The sequence below is a fragment of the Enhydrobacter aerosaccus genome, from assembly GCF_900167455.1.
GTDB lineage: Bacteria > Pseudomonadota > Alphaproteobacteria > Reyranellales > Reyranellaceae > Reyranella > Reyranella aerosaccus.
Genome location: NZ_FUWJ01000003.1, coordinates 318,866 through 339,495 on the forward strand (window position 1 = coordinate 318,866; position 20,630 = coordinate 339,495).

Annotated in this window: 18 protein-coding genes; 9 read left to right on the forward strand and 9 right to left on the reverse strand. The window is 64.4% G+C overall.

The genetic code is table 11. The annotated features are described in order from the left end of the window. Positions 1-63: 63 nt before the first annotated feature. The 5 genes from mnmG to B5D62_RS16880 form a co-directional block, all read right to left on the reverse strand. Entirely contained in the window at positions 64-1,968 is a 1,905-nt protein-coding gene (gene mnmG, locus B5D62_RS16860; RefSeq protein WP_085935068.1) for a tRNA uridine-5-carboxymethylaminomethyl(34) synthesis enzyme MnmG, read from the reverse strand. A gap of 174 nt (positions 1,969-2,142) precedes the next feature. Beyond that, the gene (gene ku, locus B5D62_RS16865) at positions 2,143-3,036 is read right to left on the reverse strand and encodes a non-homologous end joining protein Ku (RefSeq protein WP_085935069.1); all 894 of its coding nucleotides are present in this window, start codon (positions 3,034-3,036) and stop codon (positions 2,143-2,145) included. A gap of 3 nt (positions 3,037-3,039) precedes the next feature. Beyond that, a complete protein-coding gene (gene ligD / locus B5D62_RS16870) occupies positions 3,040-5,682 on the reverse strand; it encodes a DNA ligase D (protein ID WP_085935070.1) in 2,643 nt (880 codons plus the stop codon). Positions 5,683-5,736: 54 nt separating this feature from the next. Continuing rightward, positions 5,737-7,131, reverse strand: a complete 1,395-nt coding sequence (mnmE, locus tag B5D62_RS16875; RefSeq protein ID WP_085935071.1) for a tRNA uridine-5-carboxymethylaminomethyl(34) synthesis GTPase MnmE — start codon at positions 7,129-7,131, stop codon at positions 5,737-5,739. Beyond that, entirely contained in the window at positions 7,131-7,376 is a 246-nt protein-coding gene (locus B5D62_RS16880) for a ComEA family DNA-binding protein (RefSeq protein ID WP_170920981.1), read from the reverse strand. The genes mnmE and B5D62_RS16880 overlap by 1 nt, the downstream gene beginning before the upstream one ends. 201 nt (positions 7,377-7,577) lie before the next feature. Here B5D62_RS16880 and B5D62_RS16885 point away from each other — a divergent pair, with 201 nt between their 5' ends. Next, a complete protein-coding gene (locus B5D62_RS16885; RefSeq protein WP_085935073.1) occupies positions 7,578-10,370 on the forward strand; it encodes a [protein-PII] uridylyltransferase in 2,793 nt (930 codons plus the stop codon). Between the two features lie 75 nt (positions 10,371-10,445). Beyond that, entirely contained in the window at positions 10,446-11,246 is an 801-nt protein-coding gene (locus tag B5D62_RS16890; RefSeq protein ID WP_085935074.1) for a trypsin-like peptidase domain-containing protein, read from the forward strand. A 2-nt stretch (positions 11,247-11,248) separates the two neighbouring features. Here B5D62_RS16890 and B5D62_RS16895 read toward each other — a convergent pair whose 3' ends face one another. Genes B5D62_RS16895 through B5D62_RS16905 form a run of 3 tightly spaced genes read right to left on the reverse strand, consistent with a single transcriptional unit; the run spans position 11,249 to position 13,509 of the window. Further along, a complete protein-coding gene (locus B5D62_RS16895) occupies positions 11,249-12,181 on the reverse strand; it encodes a cation diffusion facilitator family transporter (protein ID WP_085935075.1) in 933 nt (310 codons plus the stop codon). Between the two features lie 57 nt (positions 12,182-12,238). Further along, positions 12,239-12,649, reverse strand: a complete 411-nt coding sequence (locus B5D62_RS16900) for a hypothetical protein (protein WP_085935076.1) — start codon at positions 12,647-12,649, stop codon at positions 12,239-12,241. An 11-nt stretch (positions 12,650-12,660) separates the two neighbouring features. Then, on the reverse strand, positions 12,661-13,509 hold the full coding sequence (locus B5D62_RS16905; protein WP_085935077.1) for a pyruvate, water dikinase regulatory protein: 849 nt from the start codon (positions 13,507-13,509) through the stop codon (positions 12,661-12,663). A gap of 321 nt (positions 13,510-13,830) precedes the next feature. On the opposite strand from B5D62_RS16905, the gene hemE reads away from it, so the two are divergent. Genes hemE through hemJ form a run of 3 tightly spaced genes read left to right on the forward strand, consistent with a single transcriptional unit; the run spans position 13,831 to position 16,269 of the window. Continuing rightward, the gene (gene hemE, locus B5D62_RS16910; protein WP_085935078.1) at positions 13,831-14,874 is read left to right on the forward strand and encodes a uroporphyrinogen decarboxylase; all 1,044 of its coding nucleotides are present in this window, start codon (positions 13,831-13,833) and stop codon (positions 14,872-14,874) included. A gap of 10 nt (positions 14,875-14,884) precedes the next feature. Further along, a complete protein-coding gene (gene hemH, locus B5D62_RS16915; protein WP_085935079.1) occupies positions 14,885-15,844 on the forward strand; it encodes a ferrochelatase in 960 nt (319 codons plus the stop codon). Continuing rightward, positions 15,844-16,269, forward strand: coding sequence for a protoporphyrinogen oxidase HemJ (gene hemJ, locus B5D62_RS16920; protein WP_085935080.1), 426 nt, complete (start codon positions 15,844-15,846; stop codon positions 16,267-16,269). The genes hemH and hemJ overlap by 1 nt, the downstream gene beginning before the upstream one ends. On the opposite strand, the gene B5D62_RS16925 is transcribed toward hemJ, so the two are convergent. Next, positions 16,256-17,695, reverse strand: coding sequence for an MATE family efflux transporter (locus B5D62_RS16925; RefSeq protein ID WP_085935081.1), 1,440 nt, complete (start codon positions 17,693-17,695; stop codon positions 16,256-16,258). The two genes, hemJ and B5D62_RS16925, sit on opposite strands and share 14 nt — an antisense overlap. Before the next feature lie 106 nt (positions 17,696-17,801). On the opposite strand from B5D62_RS16925, the gene B5D62_RS16930 reads away from it, so the two are divergent. The 4 genes from B5D62_RS16930 (at position 17,802) to B5D62_RS16945 (ending at position 20,626) form a co-directional block, all read left to right on the forward strand. Continuing rightward, positions 17,802-18,245, forward strand: a complete 444-nt coding sequence (locus tag B5D62_RS16930; RefSeq protein WP_085935082.1) for a winged helix-turn-helix transcriptional regulator — start codon at positions 17,802-17,804, stop codon at positions 18,243-18,245. 113 nt (positions 18,246-18,358) lie between these two features. Further along, positions 18,359-18,874, forward strand: a complete 516-nt coding sequence (locus B5D62_RS16935) for a thiamine pyrophosphate-binding protein (RefSeq protein WP_085935083.1) — start codon at positions 18,359-18,361, stop codon at positions 18,872-18,874. 1 nt (position 18,875) lies between these two features. Further along, a complete protein-coding gene (locus tag B5D62_RS16940; protein ID WP_085935084.1) occupies positions 18,876-19,490 on the forward strand; it encodes a thiamine pyrophosphate-dependent enzyme in 615 nt (204 codons plus the stop codon). Further along, positions 19,490-20,626 (forward strand): C45 family autoproteolytic acyltransferase/hydrolase, encoded by a 1,137-nt coding sequence (locus tag B5D62_RS16945; protein WP_085935085.1) that lies wholly within the window; start codon positions 19,490-19,492, stop codon positions 20,624-20,626. Before B5D62_RS16940 ends, B5D62_RS16945 begins: the two co-directional genes overlap by 1 nt. Positions 20,627-20,630 lie beyond the last annotated feature (4 nt).

Below are 20,630 nucleotides of genomic sequence, written 5' to 3' on the forward strand. Positions count from 1 at the left end.
CGCTTTGCACAGACCCTCGGACGGCAAGCGGCCCAGGCCTCAAACAGGATTGGCAATCGGTCATCAAGCCGCCCGTCGGCGAACATGCTTGAGGAGTGCGACCAGCGCCGCCGGAGTGACGCCCGAGATTCGCGCCGCCTGCCCTAGGGTGACCGGCTTGTGCGCCTGGAGCTTCTGACGGACCTCGTTGCTCAGGCTTCCGACTGCGCTGTAGTCGAGGTCGGGCGGTAGTTCCAAGGCCTCGTCCCGACGGTACGCGGCGATATCCTGGCGCTGGCGATCGAGATAGCCGTCGTAACGGGCGTCGATGGTTAGTTGTTCGACGACACCACTATCTATAGTAGCCAGTTGTGGCCATATGCCCGCTAGCCGCTCCCACGACATCTCCGGGTAGGCCAGCAAGTCCAGCGCCGAGCGAACGACGCCATCCTGATTGATCACGATCCCGAGCTTGGCCAGAGCCGATGGGCTTGCGCGGAGCGATCCAGCCAATTCCCGTCCAGACTCCAAGGCCCGTTGTTTCACGTGAAACATCCGGACGCGTTCCGACCTGACACAACCTATTGCGATGCCCTTGGGGGTCAGGCGCTGATCGGCATTGTCTGCTCTCAGCCATAGCCGATACTCGGCCCGGGACGTGAACATCCGGTAGGGCTCAGTAACGCCAAGACTGACGAGATCATCGATCAGCACGCCAATGTAGCCATCGGCTCTGTCGACCGTGAAGGGTTGGGATCCTCCTGCGGCCAGTGCCGCGTTCAATCCGGCTACCAATCCTTGCGCTGCGGCTTCCTCATACCCTGTGGTGCCATTGATCTGGCCAGCCATATAGAGACCGGGCACGCGCCGGGTCTCTAAGGTCGAAAACAGCTCCCGCGGGTCGATGTGGTCGTACTCGATGGCATAGCCCGGCCGCAGCATCACCGCCCGTTCCAGGCCGGGGATGGTTCGCAGAAGCGCCGTCTGTACGTCGCGCGGCAGGGAGGTCGAAATGCCATTGGGATAGACAGTGGGATCGTCGAGTCCCTCGGGCTCGAGAAAGATCTGATGGCGATCCCGCTGTGCGAAACGAACGACCTTGTCCTCGATCGATGGACAGTAGCGCGGCCCGACGCCTTCGATCTGCCCTGAATACATCGGCGCGCGGTGCAGATTGGCGCGGATGATGTCATGGGTCGCTGGCGTCGTCTCGGTGACGTGGCAAGCGACCTGCGGCGTCGTGATCTCGGTCGTCAGGTAGGAGAAGGGGCGCGGTGGGGTGTCGCCCTCCTGGCGCTCCAACGAGGCATAATCGATGGTGCGACCGTCGAGCCGTGCCGGCGTCCCCGTCTTGAGGCGGCCGAGCGCGAAGCCAAGCGCCTGCAACCTCAGAGCGAGTGGTGTCGACGGCTCTTCGACGGCATTCGGCGCGAGATCGGCTGGCAGGCCATTGCGTTGCCCGCGGGCCCGTCCAGCCGGCATTGTCTGTTCGCCCAGATGAATAAGGCCTCTGAGGAAGGTTCCAGTCGTCAGGACCACGCGCCCGGCGGTGATCTCCCGGCCCGACTCCGTTACCACACCGACACACGTCCCGCGTGTATCGACCAGAATATCGCCGACGGCTTCCGCCCGAATCTCCAGGTTGCTTTGCTCGGCCAACAGCACCTGCATCGCCTGCCGATAGAGCTTGCGATCGGCTTGTGCCCTTGGCCCTCGAACGGCCGGGCCCTTGGACAGGTTGAGAGTGCGGAATTGGATGCCCGCTTGATCGATGGCCCGTCCCATGACGCCGTCCAGCGCATCGATCTCGCGCACGAGATGGCCCTTGCCCAGGCCACCAATGGCTGGGTTGCAGGACATCTCGCCGATCGTGTCGAGGCGATGGGTGAGAAGCAGGGTGCGCGCGCCCAGGCGCGCCGCAGCAGCCGCTGCTTCGCAACCGGCATGGCCGGCTCCCACCACGATCACGTCATAGGAAAAACCCGACATGGCGGGCCTTGTACGCTCCACACCCGGCCCCGGTCCAGCCAGCCGCTCATTGACGACCGGAATCGGTTATCACCAGAGCCTGCAGCTAGGATCGGCGATCATGCAGACTGCGCCACCCTTTCCTGTCCGGGGACTTCCCCATTTTTCGTCCATTTATTTAATGGACAAATGGGATCAGGCGGCGCGCTTCCGCCCGGCGCCGCGCTTACGCGTCTTGGCCCGCTTCTTCTTGGCGTGAGCGGCCATGAAACGCTCGGCCTTCTCGCGGCCGGCACCGCCGCCGTGCAGACTGCGGCGCAGGGCATCCATCAGGTCGACGACCTTTTCCTCGGGCTCTTCCTCTGCCGCCGTAACCAGCGGCTTACCCTTGCGCTTGCGGTCGATGAGCTCGCGCAGCGCGTCCTCGTAGCGGTCGGTGAACTCCGACGGATCGAACCTCGCTTCCTGCTGCTCGATGATCTTCTGCGCGATCTCCAGCATGCGCGCATCGGGCTTTGGCAGGCTGCGGTCGAAGATTTCGCCGCTGCTGCGGATCTCGTCGTGCGTACGCAAGGTCGTCAGCAAGATGCCGCTGTCGCGCGGTTCCAGGGCGCAAAGCCGTTCCCGCTGATGCAGGACCAGACGGCCAAGCGCGACCTTGTTCTCCTTTGCCATGGCCGCCCTGATGACGGAGAAGGCCTCCACGCCGGTCTTGCCCGATGGGGCCAGATAGTAGGGCTCGTCCCAATAGATGCGGTCTATATCGTTGGCACTCACGAAATGCTCGATATCGATGAGTCGCGTCGACTCGATCTTCACCGCATCGAGCTCTTCCTTGTCGACCACCACATACTTGTTCTTGGCAACCGCAAATCCCCGCACCAACTCCGAGCGGTCAACGGGCTCTCCCGTGACGGCATCGACCGTCTGCATGTGAATGCGGTTGTTGGTCTTGGGATTGATCAGGTTGAAGTGGATATCGGCGGTGCGCTCCGTCGCCGTGTACAGCGCGACGGGGCAGGTGACGAGCGACAGCCGCAGATGGCCCTCCCAGGTCGGACGGAGCGCCTTACGCTGACCTTTGGCCATAAGCTATTCCTCGCTGTTCACAAGCGTCTCGATTGCCGCTCGCAGCGGCCGCGCCGCCTCGTCATATCCCCGCCACGGCTTGCTCTTGCGCAGCAAGGCCGCGGCGGTGCGAATCGTATAGCGCTGCGGATCGAGTCCGGCCTTGACCTGGCTCCAGTCGAGCGGCATCGACACCGGCGCGCCATCCCGGGCGCGCGGCGACAGTGGCGCCACCGCGGTCGAGGTGCGGTCGTTACGCAGATAATCGAGAAAGATCCGCCCGCCACGTTCCTTCTTCGCCATGTTGAGCACGTAGCGGTCCGGCTCCGCATCGGCGAGACGCCGACAAATCTCCTTTGCGAACATCTTGGCCGCATCCCAGTCCGGCGTCTTCTTGTCATCGGTGAGCGGCACCACAACATGCAGTCCCTTCCCGCCCGTCGTCTTGCAGAAGGGAACGAGACCAAGCTTCTCCAGGCGCCGCCGCACCTCCTGGGCACCCTTGATCACTTCCTTGAAGTCGACATCGGGCGCGGGATCGAGATCAAACACCAGACGGCCGGGCAGGTCCGGTGCACCCGGCTGGCTGTTCCAGGGATGAAGCTCCGTCGCGCCGATCTGCGCCATCGCCGCCAGGGCCTCGACCCGGTCGATCTGAAGGTAGGGTTTGCGATCGCCACGCACCACCACCTCGGTAATCAGATGTGATCCACCCGGCATGGCGTGCCGCTGGAAGAACTTCTGGTCTCCGTGGATGCCGTCCGGCGTCCGAACGATGGAGCAGGGTCGCCCCTTGATGTGCCCCAGCATCCACTCGCCGATCTCCTCGTAGTACCGCGCCAGCTCGAGCTTGGTGACGGGCGGATCCTCGTCCGGCCACAACGCCTTGTCCGGGTGCGAGATCGACACTCCCATGACCACGCCCGGTCCGTTGGGGGCGGTCGCACCACTCGACTTTGCCTTCGATGCTCGGCCTCGTTTGGGCTTCGGCACCGCCAGTTCGGCCTTGGTTGCTTCGACGGGCTCCTCGGCTTCCACTTCCTCCGCCGGCTTATCGCTGCGCAGTCCCTTGAACGCGGCCTGTCGTACGTTCCCGTCCCGCGTCCAGCCGGCGAACTCGATCTCCGCCACAAGCTCGGGACTTGCCCAGTGCATGTTGGCTTCCTTGGGCGGACTGGCGCCGGACGCGAAGGGCGTTGTCTTGCTCTCGACCGCCTTGAGCTTGGGTACGAGGCTGCGCATCACCGATTCGCCGAAGCCCGTGCCGACGCGCCCGACATAGACCAGCCGGTCGTTGCGATAGACGCCGGCCAACAACGATCGAAGCTTGGAGCCTGTGGTGGTCCAGCCGCCGATGATCACTTCCTGGCCGCCCCGGCATTTGGCCTTGGTCCAGGTGCCATGGCGACCCGAGCGATAGGGCGCGTCGAGTTCCTTGGAGACGATGCCCTCGAAATGCATGCGGCAGGCCGACTCCAGCACCGCATCGCCCGCCGTCTCGAAGTGATCGACATAGCGGATCAGCGGGTGCTTTCCCTTCACCTTCGACAGCAATTCCTTCAGCCGCTCCTTGCGCTCGCGCAGGGGCAGGGGCCGCAGATCCTCGCCGTCAACGAACAACAGGTCGAAGGCGAAGAAAATCAGGTCTTCCGATCGCCCCTCCGACAGGGCGGCCTGCAGCGCCCCGAAATCGGGGGCGCCGGCCTTGTCGAGCGCAACCGCCTCACCATCGATCATGCAGTCCGGCAGCTTCTCCGCCGCCTTGGCGATCGCCGAGAATTTGTCGGTCCAATCGAGTCCTTTGCGGGTACGCAGCGTGGCTTCGCCATCCTCGATGCGCAGCTGCAAACGATAGCCATCGAACTTCACCTCGTGTCCCCAGCCGGAACCGGACGGCGCGCGGTCGACGAGCTTGCACAATTGCGGTTCGACGAAGTCTGGCATCGACCGAACTTTCCGTGCCTTGATCTTCGACTCGGGCAGCGTGACCTTGTCGCCGCCGCCCTTCTTGTTGCTGTCCCAGACCGCATTCGCACCGCGCTTCTTCGCCGTCATGAACGGTGTCGGCGCACGTCCCTTGCCGAGCGCAATCTCCTTCAGGGTGCGGCCCGACGCAATCGAACTGGGATCCTTCAGCAGACGATCGCCGTCGCCATCGACCGCGGCCTCGTCGCGATGCTTGATCAGGAGCCAGTTGTTGCGCTTGCTGCCGCGACTGCGTTCCCGATCCCACTTCATCCGCACCAGCACCCAGCTTCCGCTCAAGCGACCGCCGACCAGCGTGAACTTGAGATCGCCGCGCTTCAGCCCGTCATGGGGATCGCCTTCGGGAATCCAGTAGCCGCGATCCCAGAGCTGCACTGTCCCGCCGCCATACTGGCCTTCGGGAATGGTGCCTTCGAAATCGCCGTAGTCGAGCGGGTGATCCTCGACCTCGACGGCCAGGCGCTTGTCGTGCGGATCGAGCGAGGGCCCCTTGGTGACAGCCCACGACTTGAAGACGCCATCGAGTTCCAACCGGAAGTCGTAGTGCAGGCGGGTCGCATCGTGACGCTGGATGACGAAGCGCAACTGATCGGCCGCAGGCACCGCAGCTTTGCCCGAGGGCTCGTCGGTGTGGCTGAAATCGCGCTTGGCACGATAGGAGGCGAGATTGTCCCTGCGCATCGAAGACCTCGGCTGCACAGTCAGGTGAACGTGAGGCGCTTACCCCGGTTCCCCTTACTTGCCAATGCAGAAGTCGCGGAAGATCACGTCCAGAAGCTCGTCGATGCGCACGGTGCCGGTGATCCGCCCGATCGCGCGCATGGCTAGGCGCAGGTCCTCGGCGGCCAGCGCAACTTCCGGAGCGTGAAGCGCACGGTCGAGCGCGGCAACAGCCTCGATCAGGGCCTCGCGATGGCGAACCCGGGTAAGAGGGGGAGCGCCGGCTCCCTGTTCCATGAGCAGGCCGGCCGAGTGCTGCAATCGGACCAGCAGCTCCGGCAGCCCGCTGCCCGACCGTGCCGACAGTGGCACCACGTCCACGGCATCGACAGGGGCGGCATCGATAGGAGCGACATCGACCTTGTTGACGACGACGATATCGTGCGTCGGATCCCAGCGCGTGCCCCTGGCGGTCAGTTCGGTCATCTCGGCTCGCCAGTCGGTCGTGGCATCGAGCACCAGCAGGCGCAGATCGGCCGCCTCGGCCCGGGCCTGGGCCCGGCGCACGCCCTCCTGTTCGATGACGTCGCTGGTGGCCCGCAATCCGGCCGTATCGGCGAGCACGACGGGCCAGCCCCCGAGGTCGAGATGGACCTCGATCACGTCGCGGGTCGTACCGGCCGTCTCCGACACGATCGCGGCCTCACGCTGGGCCAGCAGGTTAAGCAGGGACGACTTGCCGGCATTGGGCGGCCCGATGATGGCAATGCTGAGCCCTTCGCGCAGCCGCTCGCCCCGCCTGTCTTCGAGATGGGCAGCGATCTCCGACCGCAGGTGCGTGATCTCCGTCCGCACCTCGTCGGCAATGCCGACAGGAAGATCCTCGTCGGGAAAATCGATCGCCGCCTCGAGATGGGCCAGGGCCCGCAGCCCGAGCGTGCGCCATTCCTCGTAGAGCCGATGTAGCGCGCCATCCATCTGCTGCAACGCCTGGCGGCGCTGTTGGTCGGTTTCGGCGGCAACCAGATCGGCAATGGCCTCGGCTTGGGTCAGGTCCAGCTTGTTGTGCTCGAAAGCACGACGGGTGAATTCACCCGGCTCGGCGAGGCGACAGAAGCCGAGTTTCTGGATGGCTGCCAGCGTCCCGTTCACCACCGCCCGGCCGCCATGCAGATGCAGCTCGGCCATGCTTTCGCCGGTCTCCGACCGGGGCGCTTCGAACCACACGACCAGTCCGCGATCGATCACCTCGCCGGTGACCGGGTCGAGGATGGTCCGCAGCGCCATATGCCGTGGCGGGGGCAGCGCGGGATCACGCGCCGAGTATCCGCGCTCGAAGGCTCGCCGCTCGGTCAGGAAGACCAGGGCATCCGCCGCCCGCGGCCCGCTCAACCGGATCACCGCCAGGGCACCGGGCCTGACCAGCGTCGGTGCCGGCGTGCCCAGGGCGTAGATCGTCGACCCGTCCATCAGCGTTTGGGCGCGCCCTGCGGCGGGTTGGCCGGCCGGACCGGCGCGGCTGGTGTCGCGGGCAGGGGCCGCGCCGTGACCTTGTCGCTGATCTTCTCGTACAGCGATTCGGGAATGATATGGCGCTCGACCAGCTCGGTCTTGGCTCGAAACGGACGCGACCGGATGATGGCGTCGGCCCGGACCTCGCCGATTCCCTCGAGCGTCATCAGGTCGTCCCGGCTGGCCGAGTTGAGATCGATCATGCTCGATGCCGGCGTCGCTGTCGGTTTCGGCTGGGCGCCGGCAGAGCCAGGGTCAGTTGCGGCGACGGCAACAAGCAGCGCGACAAGGAGGGGTAAACGCAACAGCGCTCGAACGGTCCGGGCCATGGGCCTCCTCTAGCACCGGCCTCGGACAAGAACCTCCCTATTTTACGCTCAATCCGCCCTGTAGTATCGGCCCACATGCCCACTCCCTACGACCACATCCCCGATCGCCGCGCGATCATCCGGCGCCGCGCGCTGGAGGAGGCCCTGGCCAAGCTGATGGAACACCTTTCCACCGGCAACGAGCCGCCGCGACAACAGGTTCTGGCCCTGTTGCGGACAGCCCTGGCCGAGGGACGGGCCGAAATTCGGGGCCGCTTCGAAGGCATGGGGCCGTTGCGCAACGACGGGCCGGCCGTGCTGGTCGCCACCTCGTTCCTCATGGACCAGCTGGTCCGGGTGATCTTCGATTTCGCCGATGGAAAGGTCTTCCCCGCTGCCAATCCCAGCGCCGCGGAGCGTTTGGGGGTGATGGCGACCGGCGGCTTCGGCCGCGGCGAACTGGCCCCCCTCAGCGACCTCGATCTGCTGTTCCTGCGTCCCTACAAACAGACGCCGCGCGGCGAGCAGATCGTGGAGTACATGCTCTACCTCCTGTGGGATCTCGGACTGAAGGTCGGTCACGCGACCCGAACGGTCGAGGAGAGCATCCGTTACGCCGAGCGCGACCAGACCATCCGCACGGCCTTGCTCGAAGCGCGCTACATCTGGGGCGATCGGGCATTGTGCGACGACTTGCTGAAAAGCTTCGCCCAGCATTTCGGCGGTGGCGATGGTCGCGACTTCGTCGAGGCCAAGCTGAGCGAGCGCGATCAGCGCCACCTGCGCATGGGCGACTCGCGCTATGTCGTTGAACCGAACGTCAAGGAGGGCAAGGGCGGATTGCGCGACCTGCACACGCTGTTCTGGATCGCCAAATATCTCTATCGCGTCGACAAGCCGTCCGAGCTGGTGGCCAAGGGTGTGCTGACGAGCGGCGAAGCGCATCACTTCATGCGCGCGGAGCGGTTTCTCTCCACCGTCCGCTGCCACATTCATTACCTCACGGGCCGCCCGGACGACCGACTGTCGTTCGATCTCCAGCGCGAGATTGCCGTCCGCCTCGGCTACCAGGACCGGCCGGGCAGCCGCGGCGTCGAGCGCTTCATGAAGCACTACTACCTGCACGCGAAGACGGTCGGCGATCTCACCCGCATTTTCGTGGCCGCGCTCGAAGACAGCCATCGCCGCAAGCCCAAGCTCGCGGCCCTGTGGCAAAGCCTGCGGCCGCGCCAGCTCGGCGGCTTCCGTCTCGACGGCGAGCGCGTTGCGGCCGCGACACCCGACGCATTCGAGAAGGATCCAGTGGCGATCCTGCGCCTGTTCCATGTCGCGCAGGAGAACGACCTCGACGTACATCCGGCCACGCTGCGGCTGGTCACGCAGAACATCCGGCTGGTCGACAAGCTGCGCAACGATCCCGAGGCCAATCGCCTGTTCATGGAGATGCTGACCTCGTCGCACGATCCCGAGACGACGCTGCGTCGGCTGAACGAGGCCGGAGTGTTCGGCCGCTTCATTCCCGACTTCGGCCGGGTCGTGGCCCAGACCCAGCACGACATGTATCATACCTACACGGTCGACGAGCATACGATCCGCGCCATCGGCGTGCTCGCCAGCATCGAGAACGGCTCCTCCAAGGAAGACCATCCGCTCTCGGCCACGCTGGTGCACAAGATCGTATCGCGTCCGGTGCTTTATCTCGGCGTCCTGCTGCACGATATCGCCAAGGGTCGCGGCGGCGATCATTCCGTTCTCGGCGCTGACGTTGCGATGCAGCTCTGCCCGCGGCTGGGGCTGAGCGCCGCCGAGACAGAAACAGTGGCGTGGCTGGTCCGCTATCATCTCGCGATGTCAGCGACGGCGTTCCAGCGCGACCTGATGGATCCCAAGACGATCGAGAATTTCGCCGCTCTGGTCCAATCCCCAGAGCGGCTGCGGCTGCTGCTGGTGCTGACCGTCTGCGACATCCGCGCCGTCGGACCGAATGTGTGGAACGGCTGGAAAGCGGCCCTGCTGCGTCAGCTCTATCATGCCACCGAGCACATCCTGTCGGGCGGAACACTGTCGGGCGGGCGCGCCGAGCGCATCAAGGCCGTGCAGACCGAGGTGGCCAAGCGGCTGACCGGCTGGACCGAAGCCGAGAAGGAAGAACATTTCGGCCGCGGCTATCCCCCGTACTGGCTGTCCTTCCCGCCGGACACCTTGGCGCGACAGGCCGAGTTGGTCCGCCGGGCCGAGCGCGATCATCAACCGCTCGCCATCGAACATCGCGTCGATATCGAGCGCTCCGTCACCGAAGTGACGATCTACACGCTCGACACGCATGGCCTGTTCGCGCGGCTTGCCGGCGCGATGGCGATCAGCGGCGCCAATATCGTCGATGCCAAGATCTTCACCCTGGCCAACGGCATGGCGCTGGACACCTTCTGGTTGCAGGACCTCGAGGGCAAGCCCTTCGACGGGCCGCAGCGTCTTGCCCGGCTCGCCGCCCGCGTCGAGATCGCGCTGTCCAACCGCCTCGACATCGCCCGCGAACTCGACAGCCAGAAGAGCTCGTGGCCCAAGCGCGACCGCGTCTTCACGGTCGAGCCGCGCGTTCTGATGGACAACAACGCGTCCGACACCTTCACCGTGATCGAGGTGAATGGCCGCGACCGGCCAGGCTTCCTGCACATCGTCACGCGCGCCCTGACGCGCATGAACCTGCAAATCGCCACCGCGCACATCACCACCTATGGCGAGCGGGCAGTGGACGTCTTCTACGTCAAGGACCTGTTCGGCCTGAAGATCGTCAACCAGGACAAGCTCAAGCAGATTGCGGAGGAGGTCGAAAAATCCATTCGCGAGTTCGACGCCCGGTTCGAACCGGTGCCGAAAGCCGCCGAATAGGCCCCTGTTCGCGCCACAATTCCGATCGAGGCTGGCGGCAACTTCATCCCTGTTCGCGCGCTTTAGAGGACTGCCATGCGTTTTCTGGCCATCCTGCTTGCCGCCCTCGTTGCCGTGTCTGTCCCGGCAACAGCCCAGATTCAGCGGGGCGCTGCGGCATCGCAAGTCCTGTCGCCCCCGACCCTCGCTCCGCTGGTGCGCCGCGTCGCCCCGGCTGTCGTCAGCATCTCCATTCGCGGTCACGTCGCCATGGAGCAGAATCCACTCTTCAGCGACCCGCTGTTCCGGCAGTTCTTCGGCATCCCCGAAGGACCGATCATGCACGAGATCCAGGCGGTCGGGTCAGGCGTGATCGTCGATCCGCGTCAAGGCCTCATCGTCACCAACAATCATGTCGTTGAGCATGCCGATGATATCGCCGTGACCCTTGCCGATGGACGCCAGCTCCGCGGTCGCAAGATTGGCGGCGATGCGCGGGCAGACATCGCCTTCATCCAGGTGCCACCCAACCATCTCGAATCGATCCCGTTCGGCGATGCCGACGCCCTCCAGGTCGGCGACTACGTGATCGCCATCGGCAATCCCTTCGGCATCGGCCAGACCGTGACGCATGGCATCATCAGCGCCGTGCGCCGCACTGGCATAGGCGACGACGAACAGGAGAACTTCATCCAGACGGACGCCGCCATCAATCCCGGCAACTCCGGCGGCGCCCTGGTCGATATGAACGGCACGCTCGTCGGCATCAACACCGCGATCATCGGTCCGAGCGGCGCCAATGTGGGCATCGGCTTCGCCATCCCGGTCAATACAGTCCGGCTGGTCATGGACCGCCTGATGCGCCGCGCCGCCGCCGCGCACAACCGATGGCAATGATGTCAGGCTACGTGCTTGGCGCATGCCTTCGGTTTCACGAACAGCGCCACCACCTCGGGATGCTTGTCGCGGATCCGCCGCTCGAGTGATACGACGCTTTGTTCGATATCGGGCGTTTTCAGTTCGTCATCGAACTCGAGATTGAGCGCTGCGAGGATCTCGTCCGGCGCAAGATGAACGGTGAAGACGCCAGTCGCCCTTTCCACACCGGGCTCACTCGCGGCCAGTTCGATGATGGAGTTGGAAATCCGCTTGCTGGCCTGTTCGCTGATCAGCAGCTCCTTGCTTTCCCGCGCCAGGATCAGGGCCGCGACCGCCAGGACGATCCCGATCAGGATCGATGCCAACCCGTCCAGTTCCGGGATGTTCAACTGGTCGGCCGAAAACACTCCGATCGCGGCGATCACGATACCGATGATCGCGGCCGTATCCTCGAATAGCACCATGAAGGCTGGCGGATCCTTGCTCTCATGGACGGCCTGCCAATAGTTCCTCGTCCCCTTCCTTTCGCGAAACAGCCGAAGCGCCGTCCACCATGACGCGCCCTCGAACACGAGGGACAGAGCCAGCACGACGTAGTTCACCTCAGCGTGCTCGATCGGCTCGGGCTCGCGCATATGCATGACACCTTCGTAGATCGAAGCGCCGGCGCCCACCGCGAACAGCATCAGTGCGACCATGAAACTCCAGAAGTACAGCTCGCGGCCATATCCCAGAGGGTGCGATGGATCGGGCTTGCGTGCCGAGGCGCGATATCCGTACAGCAGCAGCAACTCGTTGCCACTATCGACCAGGGAATGCATCCCCTCGCTCAGCATCGACGAGCTTCCGGTAAAAGTCGCGGCGCCGAACTTGGTGATGGCGACGAGGATATTTCCCGCCAGCGCCGCATAGACGGTCATCTTCGATGCCGACCGTCGATCCCTGCTTTTCATGGCTGTCGCCTCCACCCCCGGCTTCGAACGAAAACGCCGCTGCTCGAGCAGCCGTTGCTAGGGCGTCACCGACACGGGCGAAGCGCACGCGCTTCCGCCTGCGGCCTCGCAGACGATGGTGATGACCTTGCGATCTTTCACCTGATCGCAGGGCACCCCCAAGGCGCGCGAGGTATCGAGATGTTGCTGCAGGAACGCCGTCGCACCTGGAGCGATCGGAAAGAGAATCCCCTCGCGATAGGCCGACTGCAGCTCGAGGCGTCGTTCCGCGCCATCGGCCAGGGTGAGGAGAAGATCGACTTCGAGATACTCGATGGTCTGCATCGATCTGTTGTCCACGGCGAGACTGGGGACACAGCTCCCATAGAGCATCTTGTCGACACCACGATGAACTTCGATGACCGGATCGGCGGCCAGCGCCGGCCAGGCAAAGAGGAGGATCGATAGGATCGCCGGGCCGAACTGCATTGCGCCCTCCCTCAGGGCGTCGAGGCTTCTCCCGCCTGTAGGCGCCGTTCGCGCCGCACATTCAACATCTGAAGGATCGCCGCAGCGGTTTCCTCGATCGATCGCCGCGTGACATCGATCGTCGCCCATTGCCGCCGGGCATAGAGGCGTCGCGCGTCCTGGATTTCGCGCTGGACCTGCTCCATGTCCGTGTACTCGGTCTCGGTATCCTGCTGCAGCAGCCGCAATCTGTTCACACGGATCTGCACCAGCCGCTCGGGATCGGTGATCAACCCCACGACCAGCGGCCGCGTTGCCGCTTCCAGTTCCGGCGGCGGCGGGACCGACGGCACCAGCGGGATATTGGCGGCGCGAACGCCGCGATTGGCCAGATAGACGCAAGTCGGCGTCTTCGAGGTCCGCGACGGCCCGACCAGGACCACGTCGGCATCGTCGAGGTCGTGCGTGGATTGCCCATCATCGTGCGCCAGCGTGTAGTGCATCGCATCGATACGGTCGAAATAGCCATCGTCGAGCTGATGCTGGCGGCCCGGCCACTGCTCGCTCTTCGAGTGAAAATGAACGGCCAGGACACTCATCACCTGATCGAGCACGCCCACGCAGGGAAGCTGCAGGCGGCGGCAATGATCTCGCACGCAGTCGCGCAATTCCGGATCGACCAGCGTGTAGAGCACAGGGCCGCGATCGCGCTCGACCGCCTGCATGACCTTTTCCATCTGCCCTTTGGTGCGCACCAGGGACCACACATGTTCCTGGACGAACACGCCCTCATATTGCACCAGGCAGGCGCGGGCCACGCTCGACACGGTCTCGCCGGTCGAGTCGGACACCAGATGGACATGGAAATTTCGGTTGGCCACGTCTCAACTTACTCCACAGCGGTCCGGGGAGAAATCCGGTTTCGCGGTAGCAAAACGGGGACAAGGGCACCTCTTTTCCCATCGGGCCCGGTTTGGGACCCGACTCGCCTGCCCCATCCCGTTCGTCATCCCCTCCGGATAAGATGAAATGAATGGTCTGCGAATCGGGAAGAAACGTATCCAGAGCTCATGAACCGCGCTTTTCCGATCCACAGCCGCCTGGGGACCACTGTCTAATCATGCTGATCCCCATGCTCCACACGCTCAACGACTCCTACAACCTATTATGAAAGAGTAAGAGGAAGGCATGAGGGGACGAACTTGAGCCACGGGAAATTTCTGGCCACGCTAGCCGGGACGCGCTTTCCGACGCCACCGATCTGGCTGATGCGTCAGGCCGGCCGGTACCTACCGGAGTATCGTGCCGTCCGGGCCACCACGCGTTCGTTCCTCGATTTCTGTTACACGCCCGACAAGGCGGTCGAGGTCACTTTGCAGCCGATCCGTCGCTTTGGACTCGATGCGGCGATCATCTTTTCCGACATCCTCGTCGTGCCGCATGCACTTGGCCAAAAAGTCTGGTTCGAGGAAGGCGAAGGACCGAAGCTTGAAGCGCTGACCGACCCGGTGCAGTTCGGGCAGTTGTCTCGCGCCCGGCTGGCCGATCATCTGGCTCCGGTCTACCAGGCCATCACGGCAACGCGGGCCGCCTTGCCGCGCGAGACTGCCTTGCTGGGCTTTGCCGGCGCGCCTTTCACCCTTGCCTGCTACATGATCGAGGGAGCCGGCAGCCGTGACTTCGCCAAGGTGAAGCTCTGGGCCTATCGTCATCCCGATTCCTTTGGTCTGCTGATCGATCTTCTCGTCGAGGCGATCGTCGATCATCTGGCCTATCAGGTCGAAGCCGGTGCAGACGCCGTCCAACTGTTCGACTCCTGGGCGGGTGTCCTGCCCGAGGAGCAGCTCTTCAGCTGGTCGCTCGAACCGATGATCCGGATTGCGCACGCTCTCCATGCGCGCCATCCCAAAGTGCCGATCATTGCCTTTCCCCGCGCGGTCGGTCCTGCGGCGTTGATGTATCGCCGGCCGGACGCATTCGCAGCTCTGTCGATCGATACCGGCATCGGCGCGCATTGGGCCATGCAGGAACTGCAGCCGCATATCTGCCTCCAGGGCAATCTCGATCCCCTGATGCTGGTCGCCGGCGGACCGGCGCTCGAACGCGAGGCGCACCGTATCCTGAACAAGCTCGGTCACGGTTCCTTTGTCTTCAATCTCGGCCACGGTGTGGTGCCCCAGACACCGCCCGAGCATGTGGCACAGCTCGTCGATATCGTGCGCCACTGGAAGCCTTCTTCCTCGTGAGCGACCAGCCATGAAGATCGCCATCATCCTGTTCAATCTGGGCGGCCCGGATTCGCTCGAAGCGGTGCAGCCCTTCCTGCGCAACCTCTTCAGCGATCCGGCAATCATCACGCTGCCATCCTGGCTGCGCTTGCCGTTGGCCCATTTCATTTCCAAGCGGCGCGCGCCCAAGGCGCTGGGCATCTATGAGCAGATCGGCGGCGGCTCTCCGATCCTGGGGCAAACCGAGGCGCAGGCTCGCGCGCTCGAAGAGGCATTGAGCCAGGGCAATCACCATGAATGGCGCGGTTATGTGTGCATGCGCTACTGGCATCCCCTGACCGACGCCGTCGTCAAATCGGTAGCGCGCTTTGCCCCCGACCGTATTGTCCTGCTGCCGCTCTATCCGCAATTCTCGACCACCACCACCGCCTCTTCGTTCCGGGCTTGGCACAAGGTCGCTCATTTCAAGACGCCGACCCGCACTGTCGAGAGCTATCCCGTGGAACCCGGGTTCATCGCCGCATCGGTGGAACTCGTGAAGCAGGGGCTGTCGGAAGTCGGCGCTGCTCCGAGACGCGTGCTCTTCTCGGCGCATGGCTTGCCGGAAAAAGTAATCAAGGCAGGAGATCCATACCAACGGCAGGTCGAACAGACCGCCGAAGCGATTGCGTCACAACTCGGCGGAGTCGATTGGACGGTCTGCTATCAGAGCCGCGTCGGACCTTTGAAATGGATCGGTCCTTCCACCGATGCCGAGATCGCGCGTGCCGGCGCCGACAAGGTCGGGGTGGTCCTCTATCCTCTTTCCTTCGTGTCCGAACATTCGGAAACGTTGGTGGAACTCGACATCGAATATCGCCATCTTGCCGACAAGGCGGGTGTTCCCAAGTATGTGCGCGTCCCAACCGTGGGCACGCATCCGCAGTTCATCGCGGGCCTCGCCAACCTCGTGCGAGCCGCGCTCGCCGAACATGAGGAGATGGCGTGATGCTCTACAATGTCTTGAAGGCGCTCCACATCATCGCGGTTATTGCGTGGATGGCAGGCCTTCTCTATCTGCCACGCCTGTTCGTCTATCACGCGGCCGTCGAGAAGGGTTCGGCCCAGAGCGAGACCTTCAAGATCATGGAGCGCCGCCTGCTGCGCGGCATCATGAACCCGGCGATGGTGCTGGTCTGGATCTTCGGCCTGCTCGTGGTGTGGCAAGGAAGCTGGTGGCATGCTGGCTGGTGGCACGCCAAATTCGCGCTCGCGATCGTGCTCACCGTCGTGCACCACTTCTATTCGCGGTGGCGCAAGGATTTCGCCGCAGACCGCAATACGCGGCCCGCGAGCTTCTATCGCTGGTGGAACGAGGTCCCGACCGTCCTGATGATCGCCATCGTCTTCCTGGCGGTTCTCAAGCCGTTCTGACGTGCCATCCGGCGCGCCGGAAGATCGCCAGGGAGGCGAAGCCGGCATAGACGACGAACGAAAGCGCGACGATGGCCGATACTGTTCCCATGCCGGCGCCGAGAAACGTTACCGCCAACCAGGAAAGCCCAGCCGCCGTCAGCAGGCGACCGGAGACGGCAACGGAGGGCCAGAAGACGAGGTTGGCTCCCTGGCCGGCAAAGGACACAACGAAGCCGAAGCCGAACAGCCCATAGACGACGCCGACGATCCGCAGGTAGGTCGTTCCCGCCTCGAGCGCTGCCGGATCGTGCGTGAACAGGGTGAGCCAGAGCGATGGGGCAATGGCTGCCACCAGCCCGATCAGTTCGGTGACGCCAACACCGATCAGGGCCGAGATCCAGGCGATATGGCGGGCGCGTGCGCCGTTGCCGGCGCCGATATTGATACCGACCATGGTGAGCACTGCGGAGGAAAGCCCGAACAGGACGGGGATCATCACATAGTCGAGCCGTGAAGCGGTTCCGTAGCCAGCCAGCGCCGCGGTGCCGAACAGGCCGACAGCGCCGGTGACCAGGATCACGCAGAGGTTCGTCTGCAGGGCGTTGATGGCGGTCGGCAGTCCGACTCTCAGAATGTCGGCGAACAGCCGCCATTGCAGACGCGCCAGGCCAAGCGTCAAGCCGGATCGCCCCGAGCGCATGTACCCCAGCATGATCAGCAGGGCGCCGGTGTAATAGGCGCCGAAGGCGATGCCCGCACCGGCGATGCCCAGACGAGGAATCGGGCCGAACCCGAAGATCAATGCCGGCGAGGCCGGAATCATGACGAGGGCGCCGACAAGCGTGACCAGAGCCGGTACCTTCACGTTGCCCGAGCCACGCAGGGCCGCAGCGAACATGTTCACGATCCAGACCGCAATTGCGCCGGCGAACAGCCAGTTTGAATACTTCAAGGCTGCGGTCAGTGAGGCATCGTGGCCTCCCAGCGCGGCATAGAGGGCCGGGCCGCCCAGCCAGGCGCCGGCGGTGAACAGGGCGCCGAAGAACACCGCCAGCACGGTGGCATGGAATACCAGCGCGTCGGCGTCATGATGCCGTCCTGCGCCGATCGCCCGCGCTACGGCCGAGGCCACGCCGCTGCCGATTCCGCCGTTGGACATCGTGGTCATGAGCATGAAGATCGGAAAGACGAGGGCAACGCCTGCCAGGGCGTCGGTGCCGAGAAAGCCCACGTAATAGGTCTCGGCGATGCCGACGGCCGTCTGGGCCACCATCACGCCGATCGTCGGCAGGGCAAGTCGGGTGAGGGTGGGAACGATCGGACCTTCCAACATGAGCGTCCGGACCCGCGCCTTGCGCTCGGCGCCAGCGGTGCTGACAGGCTTTGCGAGTGCCGGTCCGACTGCAGGACCAGCGTCATCGGCAAGGGCGGCGACGTCGGACATCGGCGTACTCCTTCCCGGCACAGATCGACCGGTTTCATAATGGAACTACTTGGAGCCTAGCCCGGGCCTGTTCTATGATGCAACTACGCTTGCAAGAGGTTATCTCATGCGACGAAAGAGTCTTTCGGCGGTGGCCTGTCCCATCGCGCGCACGCTCGACGTGATCGGCGACTGGTGGTCCCTGTTGATCGTGCGCGATGCCTTGCGCGGCATGAGCCGCTTCAGCGAGTTCCAGAAGAGCCTCGGCGTCTCCAGGAACATCCTGACCCAGCGCCTGCGCGTGCTCGTCGAGCAAGGCATCCTCGAACTGGCGCCGGCCGCCGACGGCAGCGCCTACAGCGCCTACCGCCTGACAGCCAAGGGTCGAGGCCTGTTCGCGATCCTCGTCGCCCTCGGCCAATGGGGCCAGGACAACCTGCCCACTCCGGATGCCGGGCGCATGGCCATGGTCGACCGCAAGTCCGGACAGCCGATCCGCAAGTTGGAAATCCGCGCCAGCGACGGCCGCCTGCTCGGACCCGGCGAGACCATGGTCACGCGGGTCGCCTAGCCGGCCACGGTCTCCCCGCGAAATGCAAGCTCGATTGCTCCCGCTTCGTACTGGTGCCTGCGCCTGACGACGCTAGACTGCCGCGCTCCGACGGCACACCAAGCACGGACTCCATGAGCGATTGGCGCGACGACATTTTCGCGGTCCTTCAGGACCATGACATCAAACAAGTCTATCACGTTCCCGATGCTGGCCATTCGCGCCTCATCGAGGCCTGCCAGAAATCGAACGCGATCCGGACCCTGGCTCTCACGACGGAAGAAGAGGGCGTCCCGCTTGCTGCCGGCGCGTGGCTGGGTGGGCAGCGCTCCGTCCTGCTGATGCAGAGCTCCGGCGTCGGCAACACCATCAACCTGATGGGACTCACCAAGACGCTGCGGTTCCCCTTTCTGACCCTGATCACCATGCGTGGCGACTATGGCGAGTTCAACTCCTGGCAATATCCGATGGGTCAGGGCACGCCCAAGGTGCTCGAGGCCATGGGCGTGCTGCTCTATTCGGTCGATAGCGCCGCCGAGGTGAAGGCGACGGTCGACGCAGCCGCCCGTTCGGCTTTTCACGGCGGTCAGGCCGTGGCCGTGCTGCTGCGCCAGAAGCTGATCGGCATCAAGACCTTCGGGAAGAAATGACATGAGCAAAGCCACGCTGCGCCGCCGCCCGCTCGTCAAGAAGCTCCTCGAGGGAGCCGACGACAATCTGCTCGTGATTGCCGGCCTCGGCTCGTCCAACTGGGACATCACCGAAGCTGGCGATCGGCCGCTCAACATGCCGCTATGGGGCGCGATGGGCGCCACCGTTTGCATGGGCCTTGGCCTCGCCCTCGCGCAGCCAACCAAGCGGGTCCTGGTGATTACCGGCGACGGCGACATGCTGATGGGCATGGGTTCGCTCGCCACGGTCGCCAGTCAGCAGCCGGACAATCTCGCCATCGTCGTGCTCGATAACGAGAAGTTCGGCGAGACCGGCAACCAGGCCACGCACACGTCGCCGCGCAACAACGGCCCGACTGAATCAGGCGCCGGCACCGATCTCAGCCTGATCGCCAAGGGCTGCGGCATCACCGACAGTTTGATTGTGCGTGACGAGGGCGAGGTGCTGCAGCTCGTCAAGGACGCGCGCAGCAAGAAGGGTCCCGTCTTCCGCCTCGTCAAGGTGATGGTGGAGAAGCTCGAGTTCGTGATGCCGCCGCAGGATGGCGCCCATCTCAAGGATCGCTTCAGGCAAGCGCTGTTTGGGAGACCGTAATGAGTTATGCGCCATTTCCTCTGATCGATCTCACCGGCAGCCCGCGCGAGCGCGGCCGCCAGCATGGCCAGGCGGTCCCGGACCGCATCAAGCGCGGCATCGCCATGTATGCCGAGACCCTTCTCGCCAGCGGTGTCGCCTGGAAGGATCTCGAACGCCGGGCCGAGGCGCTGGTCCCGACGATCGACAAGTTCGATCCCGGCTATGTCGAGGAAATGCGTGGCATAGCCGAAGGCTCCGGCCAGCCCTTCGCCGGTATCGTGCTGATGAACGCGCGCACGGAACTGGTGGTGGCGGCGCGCAGGCAGCATATCGAAAAGCATTTTCCAGACGGCTGCACCGCGGCCCTGGCATTGCCGTCGGCGAGTGCCGACGGTGTCCTGCTGCACGGTCAAAACTGGGACTGGCGCGCCGACTGCGCCGAGACCGGTGTCGTGCTGCGCATCCGCCGCGATGACGGGCCCGATATCTTGACCTTCACCGAGGCCGGCGGCCTGGCGCGGTCCGGCCTCAACTCGGCCGGTATCGGCCTCACTGCGAATGCCCTCGAATGCGACCGCGATTATCAGCGGGGCCTGGGCGTGCCGCTGCCGTTCATCCGCCGCAAGGTGTTGGAAAGCGCCTATTTGGCTGACGCCGTCCGCACGATCTTCGCTACGCCCAAGCTCGGATCCAACCACATGGCAGTCAGCCATTGCGGTGGCGAGGCGTTCGGCTTCGAGTGCGCACCGGACGAGACATTCTGGCTGGCGCCGGACGACGGGATCTACGTCCATGCCAATCACTGGATTTCCGAGCCCGCACGGGCAAAGGTGAAGGATACCGGCCTCGCCGAGACGCCGTGTTCCATCTATCGCGACCGTCGCGTTCGCGACCATCTGTCGCCGAAGCGCGGCAAGCTCACGCTCGAGGACTTCCGCGAGGCCTTCTTCGATGACTATGCGTCTCCCTGGTCGGTGTGCCGCCCGCCGCGGCCGAACAACCGTGGCGCCATCGTTGCCACCTCCGCCATGATCCTCATGCGTCCCGCCGAGGGACATCTCGAAGCCTGCCCCATGCCGGCGCTCAATCGCACCTTCACGACTTATGGCCTGACGCCCGATATCACCGCGCAACGCGCGGCAGCCGCGGAGTGACGCA